Origin of the sequence: Paenirhizobium naphthalenivorans, from assembly GCF_007992095.1 — a bacterium.
Lineage (GTDB): Bacteria > Pseudomonadota > Alphaproteobacteria > Rhizobiales > Rhizobiaceae > Allorhizobium > Allorhizobium naphthalenivorans.
Window position 1 is genome coordinate 1 of sequence record NZ_BJZP01000039.1, and the last position, 18,597, is coordinate 18,597.

General features: G+C 61.0%; 18 protein-coding genes and 1 other RNA gene. 11 read left to right on the plus strand and 8 right to left on the minus strand.

Annotated elements, in window-relative coordinates:
• Positions 1-48 precede the first annotated feature (48 nt).
• The 4 genes from RNA01_RS21640 to RNA01_RS21655 form a co-directional block, all read right to left on the minus strand.
• A complete protein-coding gene (locus tag RNA01_RS21640; RefSeq protein ID WP_147182202.1) occupies positions 49-795 on the minus strand; it encodes a YebC/PmpR family DNA-binding transcriptional regulator in 747 nt (248 codons plus the stop codon).
• A gap of 378 nt (positions 796-1,173) precedes the next feature.
• Positions 1,174-2,526, minus strand: a complete 1,353-nt coding sequence (locus RNA01_RS21645; protein WP_147182203.1) for a methyl-accepting chemotaxis protein — start codon at positions 2,524-2,526, stop codon at positions 1,174-1,176.
• A gap of 132 nt (positions 2,527-2,658) precedes the next feature.
• Entirely contained in the window at positions 2,659-3,483 is an 825-nt protein-coding gene (locus tag RNA01_RS21650) for a TIGR00282 family metallophosphoesterase (protein ID WP_147182204.1), read from the minus strand.
• A 19-nt stretch (positions 3,484-3,502) separates the two neighbouring features.
• Complete coding sequence (locus RNA01_RS21655) at positions 3,503-4,075, minus strand: 5-formyltetrahydrofolate cyclo-ligase (protein WP_147182205.1); 573 nt, start codon at positions 4,073-4,075, stop codon at positions 3,503-3,505.
• 268 nt (positions 4,076-4,343) lie between these two features.
• On the opposite strand from RNA01_RS21655, the gene RNA01_RS21660 reads away from it, so the two are divergent.
• Positions 4,344-4,970, plus strand: coding sequence for a LysE family translocator (locus RNA01_RS21660; protein WP_147182206.1), 627 nt, complete (start codon positions 4,344-4,346; stop codon positions 4,968-4,970).
• A gap of 313 nt (positions 4,971-5,283) precedes the next feature.
• On the opposite strand, the gene ssrS is transcribed toward RNA01_RS21660, so the two are convergent.
• From ssrS to RNA01_RS21675, 3 genes are all read right to left on the minus strand, one after another.
• Positions 5,284-5,442: non-coding RNA, 6S RNA (ssrS, locus tag RNA01_RS21665), on the minus strand.
• Between the two features lie 78 nt (positions 5,443-5,520).
• Complete coding sequence (locus RNA01_RS21670; protein ID WP_147182207.1) at positions 5,521-5,907, minus strand: cell division protein ZapA; 387 nt, start codon at positions 5,905-5,907, stop codon at positions 5,521-5,523.
• Between the two features lie 47 nt (positions 5,908-5,954).
• The gene (locus tag RNA01_RS21675; protein ID WP_147182208.1) at positions 5,955-6,227 is read right to left on the minus strand and encodes a DUF4164 domain-containing protein; all 273 of its coding nucleotides are present in this window, start codon (positions 6,225-6,227) and stop codon (positions 5,955-5,957) included.
• Positions 6,228-6,562: 335 nt separating this feature from the next.
• Between RNA01_RS21675 and tkt the strand changes: the two genes are divergently transcribed.
• The 7 genes from tkt to RNA01_RS21710 all read left to right on the plus strand — a co-directional run bounded on the left by tkt (position 6,563) and on the right by RNA01_RS21710 (position 15,781).
• The gene (gene tkt, locus RNA01_RS21680; protein ID WP_147182209.1) at positions 6,563-8,545 is read left to right on the plus strand and encodes a transketolase; all 1,983 of its coding nucleotides are present in this window, start codon (positions 6,563-6,565) and stop codon (positions 8,543-8,545) included.
• Between the two features lie 84 nt (positions 8,546-8,629).
• The gene (gene gap, locus RNA01_RS21685) at positions 8,630-9,634 is read left to right on the plus strand and encodes a type I glyceraldehyde-3-phosphate dehydrogenase (RefSeq protein WP_147182210.1); all 1,005 of its coding nucleotides are present in this window, start codon (positions 8,630-8,632) and stop codon (positions 9,632-9,634) included.
• A gap of 267 nt (positions 9,635-9,901) precedes the next feature.
• On the plus strand, positions 9,902-11,722 hold the full coding sequence (locus tag RNA01_RS21690) for a potassium/proton antiporter (RefSeq protein WP_147182211.1): 1,821 nt from the start codon (positions 9,902-9,904) through the stop codon (positions 11,720-11,722).
• Positions 11,723-11,809: 87 nt separating this feature from the next.
• A complete protein-coding gene (locus RNA01_RS21695; protein ID WP_147182212.1) occupies positions 11,810-13,012 on the plus strand; it encodes a phosphoglycerate kinase in 1,203 nt (400 codons plus the stop codon).
• A gap of 168 nt (positions 13,013-13,180) precedes the next feature.
• Entirely contained in the window at positions 13,181-14,212 is a 1,032-nt protein-coding gene (locus tag RNA01_RS21700) for a class I fructose-bisphosphate aldolase (RefSeq protein ID WP_147182213.1), read from the plus strand.
• A 193-nt stretch (positions 14,213-14,405) separates the two neighbouring features.
• Positions 14,406-14,837 (plus strand): PACE efflux transporter, encoded by a 432-nt coding sequence (locus RNA01_RS21705; RefSeq protein ID WP_147182214.1) that lies wholly within the window; start codon positions 14,406-14,408, stop codon positions 14,835-14,837.
• A gap of 35 nt (positions 14,838-14,872) precedes the next feature.
• Positions 14,873-15,781, plus strand: a complete 909-nt coding sequence (locus tag RNA01_RS21710) for a PhzF family phenazine biosynthesis protein (protein WP_147182215.1) — start codon at positions 14,873-14,875, stop codon at positions 15,779-15,781.
• 4 nt (positions 15,782-15,785) lie between these two features.
• Here RNA01_RS21710 and RNA01_RS23790 read toward each other — a convergent pair whose 3' ends face one another.
• Positions 15,786-15,941, minus strand: a complete 156-nt coding sequence (locus RNA01_RS23790) for a hypothetical protein (RefSeq protein ID WP_170253599.1) — start codon at positions 15,939-15,941, stop codon at positions 15,786-15,788.
• Between the two features lie 182 nt (positions 15,942-16,123).
• Here RNA01_RS23790 and RNA01_RS21715 point away from each other — a divergent pair, with 182 nt between their 5' ends.
• The 3 genes from RNA01_RS21715 (at position 16,124) to rcdA (ending at position 18,490) form a co-directional block, all read left to right on the plus strand.
• Positions 16,124-17,419, plus strand: coding sequence for an MFS transporter (locus RNA01_RS21715; RefSeq protein ID WP_147182216.1), 1,296 nt, complete (start codon positions 16,124-16,126; stop codon positions 17,417-17,419).
• Positions 17,416-17,610: a DUF1192 domain-containing protein gene (locus RNA01_RS21720; protein ID WP_284727960.1), complete on the plus strand. Its 195-nt coding sequence runs from the start codon at positions 17,416-17,418 to the stop codon at positions 17,608-17,610. The genes RNA01_RS21715 and RNA01_RS21720 overlap by 4 nt, the downstream gene beginning before the upstream one ends.
• A gap of 364 nt (positions 17,611-17,974) precedes the next feature.
• Positions 17,975-18,490, plus strand: a complete 516-nt coding sequence (gene rcdA / locus RNA01_RS21725) for a protease adaptor protein RcdA (protein WP_147182218.1) — start codon at positions 17,975-17,977, stop codon at positions 18,488-18,490.
• Positions 18,491-18,597: the final 107 nt, after the last annotated feature.

An 18,597-nucleotide genomic window follows, 5' to 3' on the forward strand; every position in this document is an offset into this window, starting at 1 on the left:
CCCGGTCATCTGATGACCGGGCTTTTCAATTGACTTGGTCTGGTAGGATCAGGCCGAGAGCTTGGCCATGACTTCGTCCGACACTTCAAAGTTCGAATAGACGTTCTGTACGTCGTCATCGTCTTCCAGCGTGTCGATGAGCTTCATCAGAGACTGCGCCTTGTCTTCATCGACCGGCACGGTGTTCTGCGGCTTCCAGATCGCCTTGACGCTCTCGGCTTCACCGAGAACCGCTTCGAGCGCCTTGGACACTTCGTTCATGTCCTCGAAGCCACAGATGATCGTGTGGCCGTCCTCGTCGCTGGTGACGTCTTCGGCGCCGGCCTCGATCGCGGCTTCCATGACCTTGTCGGCATCACCCGCCGAGACCTTGTAGGTGATTTCGCCGACGCGGTCGAAAGAGAAGGACACCGAACCGGTTTCGCCGAGCGCGCCGCCGGCTTTGGTAAAGGTCGAGCGGACCACCGATGCGGTGCGGTTGCGGTTGTCGGTCAGCGTCTCGACGATGACGGCGACGCCGCCGGGACCGTAGCCCTCGTAGCGGATCTCTTCGTAATTATCCCCATCGGCACCCGCCGCCTTCTTGATGGCGCGCTCGATGTTGTCCTTCGGCATCGACTGGGCCTTGGCGTTCTGGACCGCCAGGCGCAGGCGTGCGTTCATGTTCACATCGGGCAAGCCGGTCTTGGCCGCGACGGTGATCTCGCGCGCGAGCTTGGAGAACATTTTCGACCGCACGGAATCCTGTTTTCCCTTGCGGTGCATGATGTTTTTAAACTGTGAATGGCCAGCCATGGCACCCCTGATCAGGTCTATTTGTAAGGAATGGGCGCCTTATACGGGCGAAACCGGCCCTATTCAAGGGGACTGCCGCGATAAGCCGTCACCCGATCCTTGCTGCCACCACCCAGATGCGGCAACGATTGAGCGGTACAACGTCACCTGGCCTGGACATCCACCGACAATCCTTTGGAGTTCGGCAGGGAAATCGCCAAGGCCAAGCTCGCCGGCCACACGCCCGGATGTCGGGTTCATTCCAAGGCGACCTTTTTGGCTGATCCGGCGAAAATCAGCAGATCAAACGCCCGCTCCCGGCCGGGCGTTTTCTTGTTTGAGCTCGATGAAGCCGCGAAAAACCGGCCCGACTTCATGCCGGGCGCCGCTTGGCAACCCTTAGTCGTTCGCGTGGCGTTCAAGCTGCTGCAACCCGGCCAACACCTCGCGGGATGCGACTTCCACGCATTCAAGCTCCCGCAGAGCCCCTCGAATATCACCGCCATTATAACGGCGCACCGCTTCGATGCCATGACTGTGAACCCGCGCATGCGGCTCCTCCAGAGCGACGAATCCGGAATCCGATCCAAGCGCTGTGTGCCGGCATCCGTCATACCATTTCCCCAGCCGACAGGTGTGATGGTCGGCCAGTTCGTTGGCTTTCAACCCTTCCCGGCCAATGATCATATTGGCAAGGCGACGTTTCCAAATGACATGGTCGGACTGCGAGAGCTTGACGATCTTGCCAGGCACCGTGGTGCCGGCAAGGAATTTAAGCCGCGAATTCAGTCCACCCTGCGCCTGTTCCATCGAGCCGACCAGGTTCTCCAGCTCACCTGTCGCTTTGACCGTACTCATCGCCACAGTACCGATCCCGGTCGCGACACTCCGTGACGCGTCCCTTTGCTGATCGAGCGCAACGGCAATGTGGTCCGCGTTGGAGATGACGTTGTCGAGTTCCTTGGAAGCCACCGACAGGGCAGCGCGCAATGTATCGAGCGACTGCGCTCCCTTTTCTGCGGACTCGCGGCTGGACGTCACCGATCCGACCATGGCGAGCAGGCCGCTGTCGAGCTTGCCGACGATATTGCCGATCTCCAGCGTGGCATTGGCTGTTCGGTCGGACAGTGCTTTGACTTCCGCTGCCACGACAGCGAAGCCCCGGCCGGCCTCGCCGGCGCGGGCCGCCTCCACGGCGGCGTTGATCGCCAGCATGTTGGTTTGCGACGCGATCTTCTTGATATTGGAGGCAATCGCCGAAATGCTGGTGCCAAGCTCCTGGATCGTCCCGATCCGTTCGCTGGTCTCGGCCAAAGCGCCATTGATCGCCTGCATGCGTTCGCCGGTCTCGCTGAGTGCCCGCGTACTTGCCTCACAGGTCTCACCGGCGCGGCGAGCCCTTTGCACAATCGCCTGACCATGCTGCGCCACCTCGTCGACGGTCGCAGCCATTTTCTCCGCCGCTGAGGCAATGCCTTGCGACTCCTCGTCAACCTGCCGAAGGTCGTAGAGCAGATGGGCCGACATGCTGGCCGTCTCGTTGACGCTGACGGACATTTTCACCACGTCGTCCAATTCGGCCAAGGTGCGCTCCCGGCAACGCCGGATCAGTGCTGCGACCGCCCGCGACAGTGCATCGCTGCCAATCGGTTCACGGCTGAAATCATCCCGCACAGCGGCCTCAACACAGCTCAGCAGATCGTCCGAACCAACAGGGGTTTCCTCAAACAGGACTTGGGCAACGGCGGTCAAAATATCCTCCTCCAAATGCGATCGCTCAAGGAGAAAGGATATAGTAACCACACTCCCTAACAGGCAGTAATTAGTACCCTTCGGTTAATTAACATTTTACGGAATTGGTCCGGCGCGTTCTGTCGGGCCTTGTCAGCGCCAGAACTCCGGCAGCGTTTCCGCCAGCCGCGCACCCAGACGAAGCGGTGCGATCTTCTCAGCCAAGCCGGTGCGGTCCGAAATCTCCACACCCACCCCGCAGATGGTCGCGGGGCCATGAGCGGCCTCGAAACGGCCCTTCGGCATTTTCGAGATGAAGCGGTTGAGCGGTTCTTCCTTTTCCATTCCGAGCGAGGAATCGTAATCGCCGCACATGCCGGCATCCGACATATAGGCCGTGCCTCCGTTGAGGATCTGGTGGTCGGCCGTCGGCACATGGGTGTGCGTGCCGACCACAAAGCTGGCGCGACCGTCGACGAAATGGCCAAAACACTGTTTCTCGCTGGTCGCCTCGGCATGAAAGTCGAAGACAACCGCGTCGGCCTGCTCCTTGAGCGGGCACGCGTCCAGGATCGCTTCCGCCGACTTGAAGGGATCATCGAGTTCCGGGTGCATGAACACCCGGCCCATGATGTTGGCAACGAGAATGCGCGCGCCGTTGCGGGCATAGAAGATGCCGGACCCCTTGCCCGGAGTGCCAGCCGGATAATTGGCGGGCCGCAGGAACTGGTCGTGCCGCTCGCAGAAGCTGACGGCCTCCTTCTGGTCCCAGACGTGATTGCCGGTGGTCACAACGTCGGCGCCAGCATTGATCGTCTCGAGGAAGATGTCCTCGGTAATGCCGAAGCCGCCGGCCGCATTTTCGCCGTTGACGATGACGAAATCGAGCTTCAGATCGGAGATCAGGCCGGGCAGACGCTGCCAAACCGCGGTACGCCCCGTTTTGCCAACCATATCACCGAGAAAAAGAAGCCGCATTCTACCTGTCCAATCGCCGTCAGAATTGCCTGAGCCCGCTTTCGGTCAGGATGGCTTGCAGCCGGACATCGTGCGGTTCCGTGGGCACTTCTGCCACCTCCTGGCAGTCGAATGCAATGCCGATCAGCCTAGGCTCCCGGCCTTTTTGCACTAATCGAGCGATTGCGCGGTCATAATGGCCGGCCCCATAGCCGATGCGATCCCCCCGTGAGTCGAAAGCCGACAACGGTACAAGCAGGATTTCGGGATCGAGCACGGCTGCTTCCGGCCCCGGACCACGCGTACCGAAACCCGTGTCGATCAACTCGGCACCGGGCAGCAGCTCACGAAAGATGATGGTCGCCCTGTCCTGGACGATCGGCAGGCAGAGCCGCGCGCCGCGCGCCCTGAGCCGGGCCATGAGCGGTCGAATATCGGCTTCCGAGCGGATCGGCAGAAAACCGGAGATCACCGTACCCGGATCGAACGTGATGGCATCGCCGCCGTGGTCGGCGATAGCAAGACTGAACTCGATGCGGCGCTCGGCCGAAAGCAGGTCCCTAACGGCCAGACGTTCATTCCGCAAGCCGGCCTTGATGTCCTTGATAGTCATTATCTAATCGTTTCCCCAGAGCTCGGCGGAGGTTATCCGAGACGGATCATTTTTTCAAAGCCGCATTACGCTGCGGTACTTCTGAGTACGGACACCAAAACCGGGGCAGTCAAAGAGAGCGAACAATCTCGTATGGCGAATCGTGCCGGTTGTCGCTTGCGAGCCGCGGTATTCCTGATTCCACAGCCAACGCCGCCGCTGCAATTGTCGAAAGCAAACCGACCCGATAATGTCGTCGCTGCAAAGCCCCCCTATCCTTGGTCGCAACATGTCCCTGCACACAATTCTCTGGTTCATCCCCGCCTGTTTCGCCCTCAACATGGCCTTCGGACCAAACAACCTGCTTTCGCTGACCAATGCCATGCGCGGCGGGATCGGCATCGCGTTGGCGGCATCGCTCGGACGGCTTGTCGCCTTTGCCATCATGATCGCTGTGACCGCGCTCGGTCTGGGCGCCCTGTTGATCGCTTCGGAACTGGCCTTCTCGGCAGTCAAATGGGCAGGTGCCGCCTATCTCGTCTGGCTCGGCATCAAGCTTCTGAGAGCCGGTGGCCCGAAGCTCGGCGCGGTCGAGGCGACGCGTCCCGTGCGCAGCTTGTCCGTTCTGGCACGACAGGAGTTCTGGGTGGCCATCGGCAATCCCAAGGCGATCCTGATCTTCACCGCCTTCTTTCCACAGTTCATCGACCGTAACGACTATGCGGCAAGCTTCGCCCTGCTCGGCGTGATCTTCCTGCTGCTGGAACTGGCCGCAATCGCCATCTATTCCCTGATCGGCAGCCATCTCGGCCGCTTCGCCACAAACTCCAAGGCTTTCTCCTGGATGAACCGCCTGAGCGGCGGCATGATGATCGCTTTTGGCGCGATGCTGGCGCTCGCGCGGCGACCGGCCTGAGAACACAGGAGGGATTTGCATGCCAATTCGTGACAGCGAGTGCGCGGTTCGATAAGTCGGCCGACAGGGGAGGAGCGCGCGATGAATGCCGAGCCTCTACGACCGCTCGGCGGCATTGGCGATAGCGGCATGGCCACCTGTCACGAGCAAGGCCGGTTTTGACACCTTCTCGCATATGAAGAGGGCCATGGTCCGCGGCGCCGGCTTCGATCGGGCGTTCAAATAACCGCCTCACCGGTTGTCATTGGGCGTGGTGCGACGGATGTTGCCCTTCCGCCTCCGAAGGCCAGCCGATTTGTATGGGAAGCGGAAAGTGCGATCCGCGGCAACCGATGGAGGTTTACGATCCTGGGTGCCTACAAACGTAGGTGGGCGCCATATGTCCAAGCCCACGGGCCTGGCCAGGGACAGCTCCCTTTGGATCGAGTATGGCCCCAGGGATTGTGGTTCCTGTCGAGAGGCGCAGATCGCAAGTCAGATATAGGGCCAAATCACGCCGTACACCAGAGGCCGCCACCGTTCATTCGTAAATAGATCCGAACGGGCCTTCTCAATGCTCCGAGTGAGCGTTCGAGGCGGGCTTTGCGGTCAGCTTGCGCGTAATTCCGTTCAGCCGTTCGGTCAGTTCGCCGAGCGCCGTCGTCAACATCTCCTCGCGCCGCTGCGCGCCCTCGAGCGCTCCATCACGCCCCTCGCGAAACGATGCAAGCTCTTTCTCCATGGAGGCGACGCGCCGCTTTATTTCGGACAACTCATCCATCACCATGATGCCGGCCATGACCGTCAGCCTCAAGTCGCCAATCTCTCCGAACTGGGCCTTGAGATGGTTGACATAACGGTCGAACTGCGTGGCAAGATCGATCAGATGGCCTTCCTGGCCCTCCTCGCAGGCCATGCGATAGGCTTTTCCGTCGATCGTAACCGTGACCTGTGCCATCAATCTTCCCAAGTGCCGCCACCCGGCGCCTTCGCATTGCTCTGATCCTAGCGGTCGAGAACCGCCCGGATCGTCTCCATGGCCGTCACCAGCCGCCGCGAAACCTCACGGTTGACCTCTTCAAGACGGTTTGCCCGGAATTCCGATTGATCGAGTTCCTGGGCAAGCCGCGAGCGATCGGCATGCACGCGGCGCACCTCGCCCTCGACCTCGCCGCTTTCTCGCTGCACCTCGATGCGCATGTCAATCGCGTTCTCAAGTCCGGCAACCGCCTGCCTGAGCGCGCCGAGCGCCGCTTCAACCGAATTCCCTGTCGGCATGTTCCTGTTCCGGCTTTGCACAGGAGGCCGCTCGAATCGACCCTGAAGACCTGCTGCGTTGATGATGGACAGTAAGCCCCCCGATTGCCACCCGTCAATAAATGCCGGGCAAGAGCCCAGCGCCAATCCTGTGGACGACGCTCTTGGCCTGCCCATTTCGCGGCGCTCCAATGCAGTGCACACAAAATAGACAAAAGCATGATTTATCGCGCAACAAAAGGCCAGAACACCCGGCATTTATTGACTCGCGCGATTCACCTGCTATGGATCAGCCGCTTTCAGACGGACCCGCCCAGCGGGGCCGTCCCTTGAGACCCGGAACCAGCGGAACAGCCATGATCTCTCCCGAAAAACACAACCGGATGGCCAATGCGATCCGCTTCCTCGCCATAGACGCTGTGGAAAAGGCCAATTCCGGCCACCCCGGCATGCCGATGGGCTGCGCCGATGTCGCGACCGTTCTCTTTAGCCGCTATCTGACTTTTGATCCGAAGAACCCGCTGTGGCCCGACCGCGACCGTTTTGTCCTATCGGCCGGCCATGGTTCGATGCTGCTCTACGCCCTGCTCTATCTGACGGGCTACGAGGACATGACCATCGAGGACATCAAGCAGTTCCGCCAGATGGGCGCCAAGACGGCGGGACATCCGGAATATGGACACGCCTCCGGCATCGAGACCACCACCGGTCCGCTCGGTCAGGGTATCGCCAATGCCGTCGGCATGGCGATCGCCGAGAAGAAGCTGGCCAATGAATTCGGCTCGGATCTGATGAGCCACTATACCTATACGCTGGTCGGTGACGGCTGCCTGATGGAAGGCATCAGCCAGGAAGCCATCTCGTTGGCCGGACACCTGAAGCTCAACAAGCTGATCGTTCTGTGGGACGACAACGGCATCTCGATCGACGGCGCGATCTCGCTGGCCGACTCCACTGATCAGCACGCCCGCTTCCGCGCTTCCGGCTGGAACACACTTTCGGTCGACGGTCATAATCCAGAAGCGATCGCCGCCGCCATCGAGACCGCCCAGAAGTCGGACAAGCCGACCATGATCGCCTGCAAGACGGTCATCGGCTTTGGCTCTCCAAACAAGGCCGGCACTCACAAGGTCCACGGCTCGCCGCTCGGCGCCGAAGAAATCGCAGCCACCCGCAAGGCGCTCGGCTGGGAAGAGGAAGCCTTCGTGGTTCCCGCCGATGTGCTCGACGCCTGGCGTCTGGCCGGCCTGCGCTCGACCAAGACCCACAAGGACTGGGAAGCCCGCCTTGCCGCCACGGCAGCGGACAAGAAGGCCGAGTTCACCCGTCGCTTCGCCGGCGACCTGCCGGGCAACTTCTCCACGGCGATTGACGATTACAAGAAGAAGCTCGCGGAAACCAAGCCGACAGTTGCGACCCGCAAGGCCTCCGAGGATGCCCTTGAAATCATCAACGGCGTGCTGACGGAAACGATCGGCGGCTCGGCCGACCTGACCGGCTCCAACAATACCAAGACGAGCCAGACCAAGTCGATCACCCCGGACGATTTCTCCGGTCGTTATATTCACTACGGCATCCGCGAGCATGGCATGGCAGCCGCCATGAACGGCATCGCGCTGCATGGCGGCCTGATCCCCTATTCCGGCGGCTTCCTGATCTTCTCGGACTATTGCCGTCCGTCGATCCGCCTCGCCGCACTGATGGGGATCCGCGTCATCCACGTGCTGACCCACGATTCGATCGGTCTTGGCGAAGACGGCCCGACCCACCAGCCGGTCGAGCACATGGCGGCACTGCGCGCCATTCCGAACCTGATGATGTTCCGTCCGGCGGATGCGACCGAAACGGCTGAATGCTGGCAGATCGCGCTTGAGCACAAGAACCGTCCGTCCGGGATCGCGCTGACCCGTCAGAACCTGATTGCCGCGCGCACCGACTACGAAGAAAAGAACCTCTGCAGCTTCGGTGCCTACGAACTGGTCTCGGCAAGCGACGCCCAGGTCTCGATCTTTGCCTCCGGTTCGGAAGTCGAGATCGCCCTCAAGGCTCAGCAGATGCTGACCCAGAAGGGCATTTCCGCCCGCGTCGTTTCCGTGCCGTGCTTCGAGCTGTTCTTCGAGCAGCCGGAAGCCTATCGCGGCGCCATCATTGGCTCGGCCCCCGTCAACATCGGAGTAGAGGCCGGCATCCGTCAGGGTTGGGACAGCCTTATCGGTTCCGACGGCACCTTTATCGGCATGAAGTCCTTCGGCGCATCCGCTCCGTACAAGGAGCTCTACCAGCATTTCGGCATCACCCCGGAAGCGGTCGTCGCCGCCGCCGAGGCGAAGCTCGCCTGACTGGTCGAATTGTCGCATGGGCGTTCCCCGACGCCCATTCTTCCCTTAATCTAAAGCTCTGATTTAAACGCGGGAGTGAACAAAATGACTGTGAAAGTTGCCATCAACGGCTTCGGCCGCATCGGACGTAACGTCCTTCGCGCGATCGTCGAATCCGGCCGCACCGACATCGAGGTCGTGGCGATCAACGATCTCGGCCCGGTCGAGACCAATGCCCACCTGCTGCGCTACGACAGCGTTCACGGCCGTTTCCCGGCCACGGTGAAGGTCGAAGGCGACTCGATCATCATCGCCGGAGGCAAGCCGATCAAGGTCACCGCCATCAAGGATCCGAAGGAACTCCCCTGGGCCGACGTTGACATCGCCATGGAGTGCACCGGCATTTTCACTGCCAAGGAAAAGGCCTCCCTCCACCTGTCGAACGGCTCCAAGCGCGTTCTCGTTTCGGCCCCCGCCGACGGTGCCGACAAGACCATCGTCTTCGGCGTCAACCATAACACGCTGACCAAGGACGACTTGGTCGTGTCGAACGCATCGTGCACCACCAACTGCCTCGCTCCGGTGGCCTACGTCCTTCAGAAGACCTTCGGCATCGAGAAGGGCTACATGACCACGATCCACTCCTACACGGGTGATCAGCCGACCCTCGACACCATGCACAAGGACCTGCACCGCGCCCGCGCCGCAGCTCTGTCGATGATCCCGACCTCGACCGGCGCCGCCAAGGCTGTCGGCCTCGTGCTGCCGGAACTGAAGGGCAAGCTCGATGGTTCGGCGATCCGCGTTCCGACCCCGAACGTCTCTGTCGTCGACCTGAAGTTCATCCCGTCGCGCAACGTCACCAAGGACGAAGTCAACGCCGCCATCAAGGCCGCGGCCGAAGGCGAACTGAAGGGCATTCTCGGCTATACCGAGGAGCCGCTGGTTTCGATCGACTTCAACCACGACAGCCATTCGTCGACCTTCTCCGGCGACCAGACCAAAGTCATGGAAGGCAATCTCGTGCGTATCCTGACCTGGTACGACAATGAGTGGGGCTTCTCCAACCGCATGGCCGACACCGCAGTTGCCATGGCGAAGTTCATCTAAGCCAATAAAGTTAGATATTCATTGAATAAAAGGCGGACCGGGCAACCGGCCCGCCTTTTAAATTTTTTAATTCCGCCCTACTCTGATCACGATTGAAGGCGATAAATTTCCATCTCGTCTTCCGGCAGTCCTGCCAGATCATTCCACCTCCGTCACCGACCGCGCGTCTGGGACGAAAGCATCGCCGACACCGCGTCGAGCCGCGCCCGTGGTATGACCTGACCCGATTGGCCGGGCGACGGCGCGGTTGATGAGAGGGGCGAGAGAGTGCACGAGTTTTATGCCATAACACTGGTGGCAACGGCACTGGTCCTGCTCGCCGCATTCTCGAGCCTGATCGCCTTCCGCTTTGGCGCCCCACTGCTTCTTCTCTTCCTGCTTATCGGCCTTGTGACCGGCGTCGACGGTCTCGGCATCGAGTTTTCCGACAACGCCTTCGCTTACGAACTGGGCTCGATCGCACTTGCCGTCATCCTTTTCGATTCCGGCTACGGCACATCCTTGCAGTCATTCAAACTGTCAGCCATCCCCGCATTGACGCTGGCGACAGGCGGCGTGCTGCTAACGGCCGGTCTCTTCGGCTTGATGGCTCATCTCCTGCTTGACTTCTCATTGCTCGAGGGGCTCCTGCTCGGCTCTATCGTCGCCTCGACCGACGCGGCGGCGGTCTTCTTCCTGCTGCGCATCGGCGGCATCAACATCCGCGACCGCGTCCGCTCCACACTGGAAGTCGAGTCGGGCACCAACGATCCCATGGCGATTTTCCTCACCATGGCGCTCGTGCAACTGCTGTCCGGCGGTGAAGCCGCATCCGGTTTCGACATGGATCTGCTGCGCCTGTTCGTCGAGCAGATGGGACTGGGCCTCGGTCTTGGCCTGATCGGCGGCGCGCTGATCGTGTTCATCTTGAAGCGCATCAAGGTGGAGCGCGGCCTCGCCCCGATCTTCATGCTCGCCATGGCGCTGCTGATCTTCGCCTACACCGGTGCCGTCGGCGGCAGTGGGTTCCTCGCTGTCTACGTGGCCGGCATTTACGCGGGCAACAAAAAAATCCCTGCCAGCGGCGCCATCACGCGATTTCAGGACGGTATGACCTGGCTCGCCCAGATTGTCATGTTCCTCATCCTAGGCCTCCTGGCGACACCGTCCCAGTTCCCGTCGATCCTGTTGCCGGCCATCCTGCTCGGCCTCTTCCTTGTCTTCGTCGCCAGGCCGCTGGCGGTGTGGATCTGCCTACTTCCCTTCGACTTCACCCAGCGCGAAACCGGCTTCATCGCCTGGGTCGGCCTACGCGGCGCTGTCTCGATCCTGCTCGCCATTCTGCCGATCCTCGGCAAGCTTGAAAATGGACAACTCTACTTCAACACGGCCTTTCTCGTCGTGATGATCTCGCTGGTACTGCAGGGCTGGACCATCAAGCCGGTGGCCCGCAAGCTCGGCCTCATCATCCCGCCACGCATCGGTGCGATCGATAAGCTGGAACTCGACCTCCCCGGTGCTGCCCACCATGAACTGCTCGCCTACCGCGTCGTGGCAGACTGCCCTGTGCTGCGGGGCGAGCGCATTCCACGCTGGGCCATGCCCTCGCTCGTCATCCGTGACGGCAAGTCGATGCGCTACCAGTATGCCGGACGTCTCAGGGAAAACGATCAGGTTTACCTGTTCATCGCACCGGGCTATTCCAAACTCCTAGACCGCCTGTTCGCCAGCAAGGCCCCGGTTGGGGAGGATGATAGCGAGTTCTTCGGCACCTTCGCCATTGCGCCAACGGCCCGGGTCGAGGACATCGATCAGGCTTATGGCCCGCTGACCATCACCGAGGCTGAACGGGCGAAAACAGTCGCGGAATTGATTGCCCAACGCCTCGGGGGGCAGGCCGACTATGCCGATCGGGTGCGCCTCGGGACTATCGTGCTGATCGTCCGGGATCTCGACGAAACAGGACATATCGCTTCGGTCGGCGTTTCGCTGGAGCCTGTGGCGCCAGCCACCAACCTGCCTATTTTCCTCAACATCCGCGAGCTTGCCCATGCCATCCGCGACTACCTGCGCCGGCAACGTGCCAAGGCCGGCGCGACCGAAAAATAATCGTGATCGCCTTGCGTCATCGTTCAGGCGGTGTAAGGTCCGGCCCATCAGCCCCATTCCAGAAACACCTTAACGACGGGAAGCATCATGCCGGCTTTCAAGACTCTCGACGACCTCACCGACATCGCGGGCAAGCGCGTGCTTGTGCGCGTCGACCTCAACGTTCCTGTTTCTGACGGCAAGGTCAGCGATACGACCCGCATTGAGCGCGTCGCCCCCACCATCCGCGAACTGTCCGACAAGGGCGCCAAGGTCATCCTGCTCGCCCACTTCGGTCGGCCGAAGGGCGAACCGGTGGCCGACCAGTCGTTGTCGTTAATCGCGCCGACGGTCGAGGAAGTGCTGGACCATCAGGTCGCCTTCGCCTCGGATTGCATTGGCGCCCCGGCAACAGACGCCATCGCCAAGATGGAAAACGGCGACATCCTGCTCTTGGAAAACACGCGTTTCCACAAGGGCGAGGAAAAGAACGCGCCGGAATTCGTCGCAGAACTCGCCAAGAACGGTGACATCTTCGTCAACGACGCGTTCTCCACCGCGCACCGTGCCCACGCCTCAACCGAAGGCCTCGCCCATCACATGCCGGCCTATGCCGGCCGCACCATGCAGGCCGAACTCGAAGCGCTGGAAAAGGGCCTCGGCAAGCCGGTCCGTCCCGTGGTCGCGATTGTCGGCGGCGCCAAAGTCTCGACCAAGATCGACCTTCTGTCCAACCTGGTGAAGAAGGTTGACGCGCTGGTGATCGGCGGCGGCATGGCCAATACCTTCCTTGCGGCCAAGGGTATCAACGTCGGCAAGTCGCTGTGCGAGCATGACCTTGCCGAAACAGCCAAGCAGATCATGGCCACGGCCGAAGCTTCCGGCTGCGCCATCGTGCTGCCGGTAGACGGCGTCGTCGCCCGCGAGTTCAAGGCCGGCGCGGAAAACGAGACCGTTGCCATCGACGCCATCCCGGCCGACGCCATGGTGCTCGACGTCGGTCCGAAATCGATCGAGGCGATCAACGACTGGATCTCCAAGGCCGCGACGCTGGTGTGGAACGGCCCGCTCGGCGCTTTCGAGATTGCTCCGTTCGACGCGGCGACCGTCGCCGCCGCCAAGCATGCCGCCGCCCGCACCCGCGAGGGCAAGCTGGTCTCGGTCGCCGGCGGCGGTGATACCGTCTCCGCGCTCAACCATGCCGGCGTGGCCGACGACTTCTCCTACGTCTCGACCGCCGGTGGCGCCTTCCTCGAATGGATGGAAGGCAAGGAACTGCCGGGCGTGGCCGTCCTGATCGCAGAGAAGTGATTTCGAGCGATGGCGGGCCGATTGGCTCGCCATCGCCACGCACGGAGCGATATTTCCAAAACTTTCAAACGATTAAAATGATTTCAATCGTTTCAACATTTTAAACCACCATTTTCCTGTCGCAAAACATCTGGTATCCGCCTCACATCTAGTTTTGGGAGATATGGAATGACCGAACGTCTTGAAGACATCGCCGTGAAAATGGTCGCTGACGGCAAGGGTATTCTTGCGGCCGACGAATCGACTTCGACGATCAAGAAGCGTTTCGACAGTATCAACCTCGAATCGACAGAAACCAGCCGCCGCGATTACCGCGAAATGCTGTTCCGTTCAGACGAGGCGATGAAGAATTACATCTCCGGTGTCATCCTGTACGAAGAGACTCTCTTCCAGAAGGCCGCCGACGGCAGCCAATTGGCCGACATCATCAAGGCAGCCGGTTCCCTGCCCGGCATCAAGGTTGATACCGGCGCCAAGCCGATGGCCGCCTTCCCGGGCGAAACCATCACCGAAGGCCTCGACGGTCTGCGCGAACGCCTTGCCAGCTACTACAAGGCTGGCGCCCGCTTCGCCAAGTGGCGCGGCGTCATCGCCATCGACGGCGCCTCCGCCCTGCCGACCTTCGGCTCGATCAAGGCAAACTCGCAGGCACTGGCCCGCTACGCCGCCCTCTGCCAGGAGGCGGGCATTGTGCCGATCGTCGAGCCGGAAGTCCTGATGGACGGTCAGCCGGGCTCCCACTCGATCGACAAATGTGCCGAAGTCACCGAATTCGTTCTGCGTACCGTGTTCAACGACCTCTATGACGCCCGCGTCAAGCTCGAAGGCATGATCCTGAAGCCGAACATGGTCATCGACGGCAAGAACGCCCGCAAGGCCTCTGTCGAAGAAGTCGCTGAAAAGACCGTCCGCGTTCTGAAGGCAACCGTTCCGTCCGCCGTTCCCGGTATCGCCTTCCTCTCCGGCGGCCAGTCGTCGGAAGAAGCGACCGCGCACCTGTCGGCCATGAACGCCAATTACGACCTGCCTTGGGGCCTGACCTATTCCTATGGCCGCGCGCTTCAGGAAGACGCACTGAAAGCCTGGGGTGGCAAGCCGGAGAACGTCGCTGCCGGTCAACGCGCCTTCACCCATCGCGCCCAGATGAACAGCCTCGCTGCCAAGGGCAGCTGGAAGAAGGAACTCGAAAAGGCAGCTTGATCAGCGCCCTTCGACGTGAGTATTTCGAGCCCCGTCAGCAGCGCTGGCGGGGCTTTTTCGTGGTCACCGAGCAGACTCCGCCGCCCTTGCCCTTCTCGCTCGGTGGACTATATTCCGCTTTCGCTGAGGACGACCTCTCCCTACGACGGGCATTTGACCGGGACGACCCGAACAACCCTATAGGGGACCTGACATGCGCTCGACCAGCGACCGCATCCGCTACGCCGTCTGTTTTGAAATCCTCGCCCTTATCCTTGTCACGCCGCTTGGCGCCTGGATCTTCTCCATGCCGCTCACGGATATCGGCATCGTTGGCGTCGGCAGCGCGACGATCGCCATGCTTTGGAACTATGCCTACAATATCGGCTTCGACCATGCGATGCAGCGCCTTGCGGGCGGGACCGACAAGACCGTACCGGTCCGGGTCCTGCACGCGGTGCTGTTCGAGGCCGGGGTTCTCCTCGTCCTCGCGCCCTTCATCGCGTGGTACCTCGGCATCGGCCTATGGCATGCGCTGGTGATGGACGTCTCCTTTTCGCTCTTCTATCTTGTCTACGCTTTTGTCTTTAACTGGGGCTACGACCGCCTGTTTCCGATCCCGGAATGGCGACAACCCGCAAGCTGAACCCGGCGGCCACACACCCGACAAAGAGAGAAACCATGCGAGACGTCCCGTTCGTCACCGTAGACGTATTTACCGACACGCGTTTTGCCGGCAATCCGCTGGCGGTCATACTCGACGCGCGCGCCTTGTCGGATGGCGATATGCAGCGGATAGCCACGGAATTCGGCTATTCCGAAACCACCTTCGTGCTACCGCCACGCAATCCGGTCAATACGGCCGAGATCCGCATCTTCACGCCCGTCACCGAGGTGCCCTTTGCCGGACATCCGAATGTCGGCACGGCGTTTGCGCTCGGCAGCCTCGGAGAGATCTTCGGCCGACCGACCGGCTCCACCATGCGCTTCGAGGAGAAGGCGGGACTGGTCGAGGTCGCGCTTATCCTAAATGGCACAGATGTCACCGGTGCCACCATCCGCGCGCCCAGCCCTCTCCACGTCGGCAGCACGGTCTCACCGGTGGAACTCGCGCCGTGCGCTTCTCTGACCCCAGCGGAGATCGTGACGAAGCATCATACGCCCGTCTTCGCATCCGTCGGGCTCAAGTTCGTCCTCGCCGAGGTAAAGGACCTCGAAGCGCTCGGCCGGGCCGCGCCGAAGATCGAACCGCTCGCGATCCTGCATGACGTCTATACCCACGAACAGAGCGACTGCGCCATATTCCTCTACACCTGGTTCGGCACGGATCATGTCCGCGCCCGGATGTTCGCCCCCCTCGATAACGTGCCGGAGGATCCCGCGACAGGCAGTGCGTCGGCGGCGCTCGGTGCCTACCTGAGCACGCTTGGCGGAACCGCCCTCAGCCGCCGCCTGCTTGTCGAGCAAGGCGTCGAGATGGGCCGCCGGAGCCTCATCGAGGTGAATGTCACAGCCTGCGACGGCACCCTTGAGGCTGTCACCGTGGCAGGTAGTTGCATCGAGGTCATGCGCGGCGAAATCAGGCTCTGAGGCCTTATGGGCGGATCAGCAGTGTGATGGTCCAGATGGCGAAGGCAATCAACGCGATCTTCCAGAAATCGCTTCTGCGCCGCAATCCCGGCAGCCCGAGAGGCTTGATGACCTGGATCGCCATAGCGAGGATGAGGAGAAGGCCGATCGCCTTGGTCATGGAGAAATCCCAGCATGCCGAATCCGGCCGATGTCACATCGCCGACACTTTTGCCCGCCAGAAGAATTTCCCGCAAGCACCGATCTGAATTCAGCTCTCGGTAGGAACATTGCCTTAATCTGTAACGTTTCAATGCCACCGTCAGTGGTACATCTCCGGCAACCCCGATCGATAGCGAAGCCATGCGACGAAATCTCCTGCCAGTAATGGCTCTGCTCCTTAGCACGCTCTTCCTCTTTCTCGGAAATGGCCTGCATGGTTTGCTGCTTCCGGTGCGCGGCTCGGCTGAAGGCTATTCCAACGAGATTCTCGGCCTGCTCGGCACGTCCTGGGCGACAGGCTTCGTCGCCGGCTGCCTGATCGCGCCCAAGCTCGTCATGCGCGTGGGCCACGTCCGGGCGTTCTCGAGCTTCATCTCACTGATCGCCATCATCGCTCTGTTGAGCGGCATTCTGGTCGATCAGTACTGGTGGGTGGGCCTGCGCGCAGTGACCGGCTTCTGCATCGCCGGAACCTCGATGATCATCGAAAGCTGGTTGAACGAGCGCGCCACCAACGAGAGCCGCGGCACGATCTTCTCCTTCTACATCTCCGTCACGCTGATCGGCGTCGTCGGCGGCCAGATGCTGGTCGGCATCGTCGATCCGTCCACCACCATTCTCTTCATGGTCTGCGGCATTCTCTACTGCCTGGCTACCCTGCCGACCACCGTTTCAACGGCCGCGACCCCGCAGCCCCTGACATCCGTCAGGCTCAATCTGCCGCGCCTCTATCACAACTCGCCGGTCTCCTTCGTCGGTATCCTGATGATCGGCATCGCCAACGGTGCCTATGGTACGCTTGCCGCCGTCTTCGGCTCCCGGGCAGGCATGGCACCCAATGTCATCGCCATCATGCTGTCGGTCACCATTTTCGTGGGTGCGATCATTCAGTTTCCGGCCGGCAAGGCATCCGACCGCATCGACCGCCGCTTCGTTCTGGCCGCACTCTCAGCCCTCGCGGCACTTGCTGCCATCGTGCTGATCATTCTCCAGCCCCATGACCCGATGACGATGATCATTCTGGTCGCTGTCTATGGCGCTGCCGCCAATGCGCTTTATCCGATCGCCGTGGCACACGCCAACGACTTCGCCAGCGCCGACGAGTTCGTTCAGGTATCCGGCGGCCTTCTCTTGCTCTACGGCATCGGCACCATCATCGGTCCGACCATCGGCGGCCCGGTCATGACGCTGTTCGGTCCCCACGCGCTCTTTGCCGTCACAGCCATGGCGCACGTCCTTTTGACCGGTTATGCGATCTACCGTACCCGCTTGCGCGCAGCGATCCCGGCCGACGAGCGCGAGAACGTGCCGAACATGCCGGTATCCGCCTCGCCGATGAGCACGCCGGAGAGCCTCAGCCTCGACCCGCGCTCCGCTCCCTTGCCGGAACAGGACGATTCGGAAATACCCGAGCAACCCGCAGGAGCCACATCATGATCTTCGACGAGGACAAACCGAAAAAACCCGCCGGCCACGAAGTCGGCTGCGATCTCTCCGCCCTTTCCTCCGATGAATTGCAGGCGCGAATCATGCTGCTTCAGGCAGAGATAGAGCGAATCGAGGCGGAACGGATCCGCAAGGAAACCGGGAAATTGGCCGCCGATAATTTCTTCAAACCCAAAGTATAGTTTGCCAACGCCCGCAGACTTGCTCGCCAATTCGGGAAAGCTGCGCATTTTCTCCTTTGCGTTTACCGGTCATTAAGCCTTTTAGGAGAACATCTCGTCATCCGGTTCTGCCGGTTTCAGGCAGTAGCTCGTTGTGGTGAGGGTCTGATTTTCTCCCTGTTTTACCTTGAGAGCCGCTTCTGCGGCTCTTTTTTTTGCCTCACTGAATCCCTATATTCAAAATTGTGGGAATTAACCCTTCTTTAATAAACGCCTTGCGCATTTGGGGTATTGATAGCATCGTACGGCCATGAAACACGGCAGGAACAAGATGATGTCCGTGCCGTTGCCCAATAAAAGTGATGCGTAATTCAAGGGTGAACCGATGTCTGAACTCGGACTGAACACTGTGAGCTTTGCTGGCCGCGCCGCTGCCTCCGCGCAGTTCAAGGCGACCTATGCAGAAGGCATGGGCCTCGTCGAAGAGACCGCGGCCTATCTCGATGGTTCCGGCCGCGCCGCAGCCAAGGTGCTGCCTCGCATGGCTTCTGTGCTCTACGCCGCAGAATCGATGCGCCTGACGACCCGCCTCATGCAGATGGCGTCGTGGCTCCTGCTCCAGCGCGCTGTCAACAATGGCGAGATGAGCCGCGACCAGGTTCTCTCGGAAAAGAGCAAAGTCCGTCTCGACGGCTTCAATGTCGACCGTTCGGCTCCGGGCTGGAACGACCTGCCGGAAGCCTTCCGCGATCTGGTCGAGCGCTCCCTGCGCCTGCAGAACCGGATCGCCCTCCTCGACCGCGAGATCTACCGCCCGGCCGATGCGCCGATCGTTCCGGACAATGAAAACAGCGTCCAGGCCCAGCTCGACCTGCTGCGCACGGCTTTCAACCTGAACTGACCCACGCATCCAATCCCGCTTCAGCACACATTCTGCCCGGCATGCTTCGCATCGCCGGGTTTTTCTTTGTCTCCGATCAAGCAAGACGGACCGAAAACAAAAAAAGC

What these genes read in the sequence shown, in the direction of transcription:
- RNA01_RS21660 (WP_147182206.1), top strand. Translation starts at nt 4,344, where the DNA reads ATGTCCCTGCACACAATTCTCTGGTTCATCCCCGCCTGTTTCGCCCTC.
- RNA01_RS21715 (WP_147182216.1), top strand. Translation starts at nt 16,124, where the DNA reads ATGCGACGAAATCTCCTGCCAGTAATGGCTCTGCTCCTTAGCACGCTC.
- gap (WP_147182210.1), top strand. Translation starts at nt 8,630, where the DNA reads ATGACTGTGAAAGTTGCCATCAACGGCTTCGGCCGCATCGGACGTAAC.
- rcdA (WP_147182218.1), top strand. Translation starts at nt 17,975, where the DNA reads ATGTCTGAACTCGGACTGAACACTGTGAGCTTTGCTGGCCGCGCCGCT.
- RNA01_RS21710 (WP_147182215.1), top strand. Translation starts at nt 14,873, where the DNA reads ATGCGAGACGTCCCGTTCGTCACCGTAGACGTATTTACCGACACGCGT.
- RNA01_RS21700 (WP_147182213.1), top strand. Translation starts at nt 13,181, where the DNA reads ATGACCGAACGTCTTGAAGACATCGCCGTGAAAATGGTCGCTGACGGC.
- RNA01_RS21705 (WP_147182214.1), top strand. Translation starts at nt 14,406, where the DNA reads ATGCGCTCGACCAGCGACCGCATCCGCTACGCCGTCTGTTTTGAAATC.
- RNA01_RS21695 (WP_147182212.1), top strand. Translation starts at nt 11,810, where the DNA reads ATGCCGGCTTTCAAGACTCTCGACGACCTCACCGACATCGCGGGCAAG.
- RNA01_RS21670 (WP_147182207.1), bottom strand. Translation starts at nt 5,907, where the DNA reads ATGGCACAGGTCACGGTTACGATCGACGGAAAAGCCTATCGCATGGCC.
- RNA01_RS21655 (WP_147182205.1), bottom strand. Translation starts at nt 4,075, where the DNA reads ATGACTATCAAGGACATCAAGGCCGGCTTGCGGAATGAACGTCTGGCC.
- RNA01_RS21650 (WP_147182204.1), bottom strand. Translation starts at nt 3,483, where the DNA reads ATGCGGCTTCTTTTTCTCGGTGATATGGTTGGCAAAACGGGGCGTACC.
- tkt (WP_147182209.1), top strand. Translation starts at nt 6,563, where the DNA reads ATGATCTCTCCCGAAAAACACAACCGGATGGCCAATGCGATCCGCTTC.
- RNA01_RS21675 (WP_147182208.1), bottom strand. Translation starts at nt 6,227, where the DNA reads ATGCCGACAGGGAATTCGGTTGAAGCGGCGCTCGGCGCGCTCAGGCAG.
- RNA01_RS21640 (WP_147182202.1), bottom strand. Translation starts at nt 795, where the DNA reads ATGGCTGGCCATTCACAGTTTAAAAACATCATGCACCGCAAGGGAAAA.
- RNA01_RS23790 (WP_170253599.1), bottom strand. Translation starts at nt 15,941, where the DNA reads ATGACCAAGGCGATCGGCCTTCTCCTCATCCTCGCTATGGCGATCCAG.
- RNA01_RS21720 (WP_284727960.1), top strand. Translation starts at nt 17,416, where the DNA reads ATGATCTTCGACGAGGACAAACCGAAAAAACCCGCCGGCCACGAAGTC.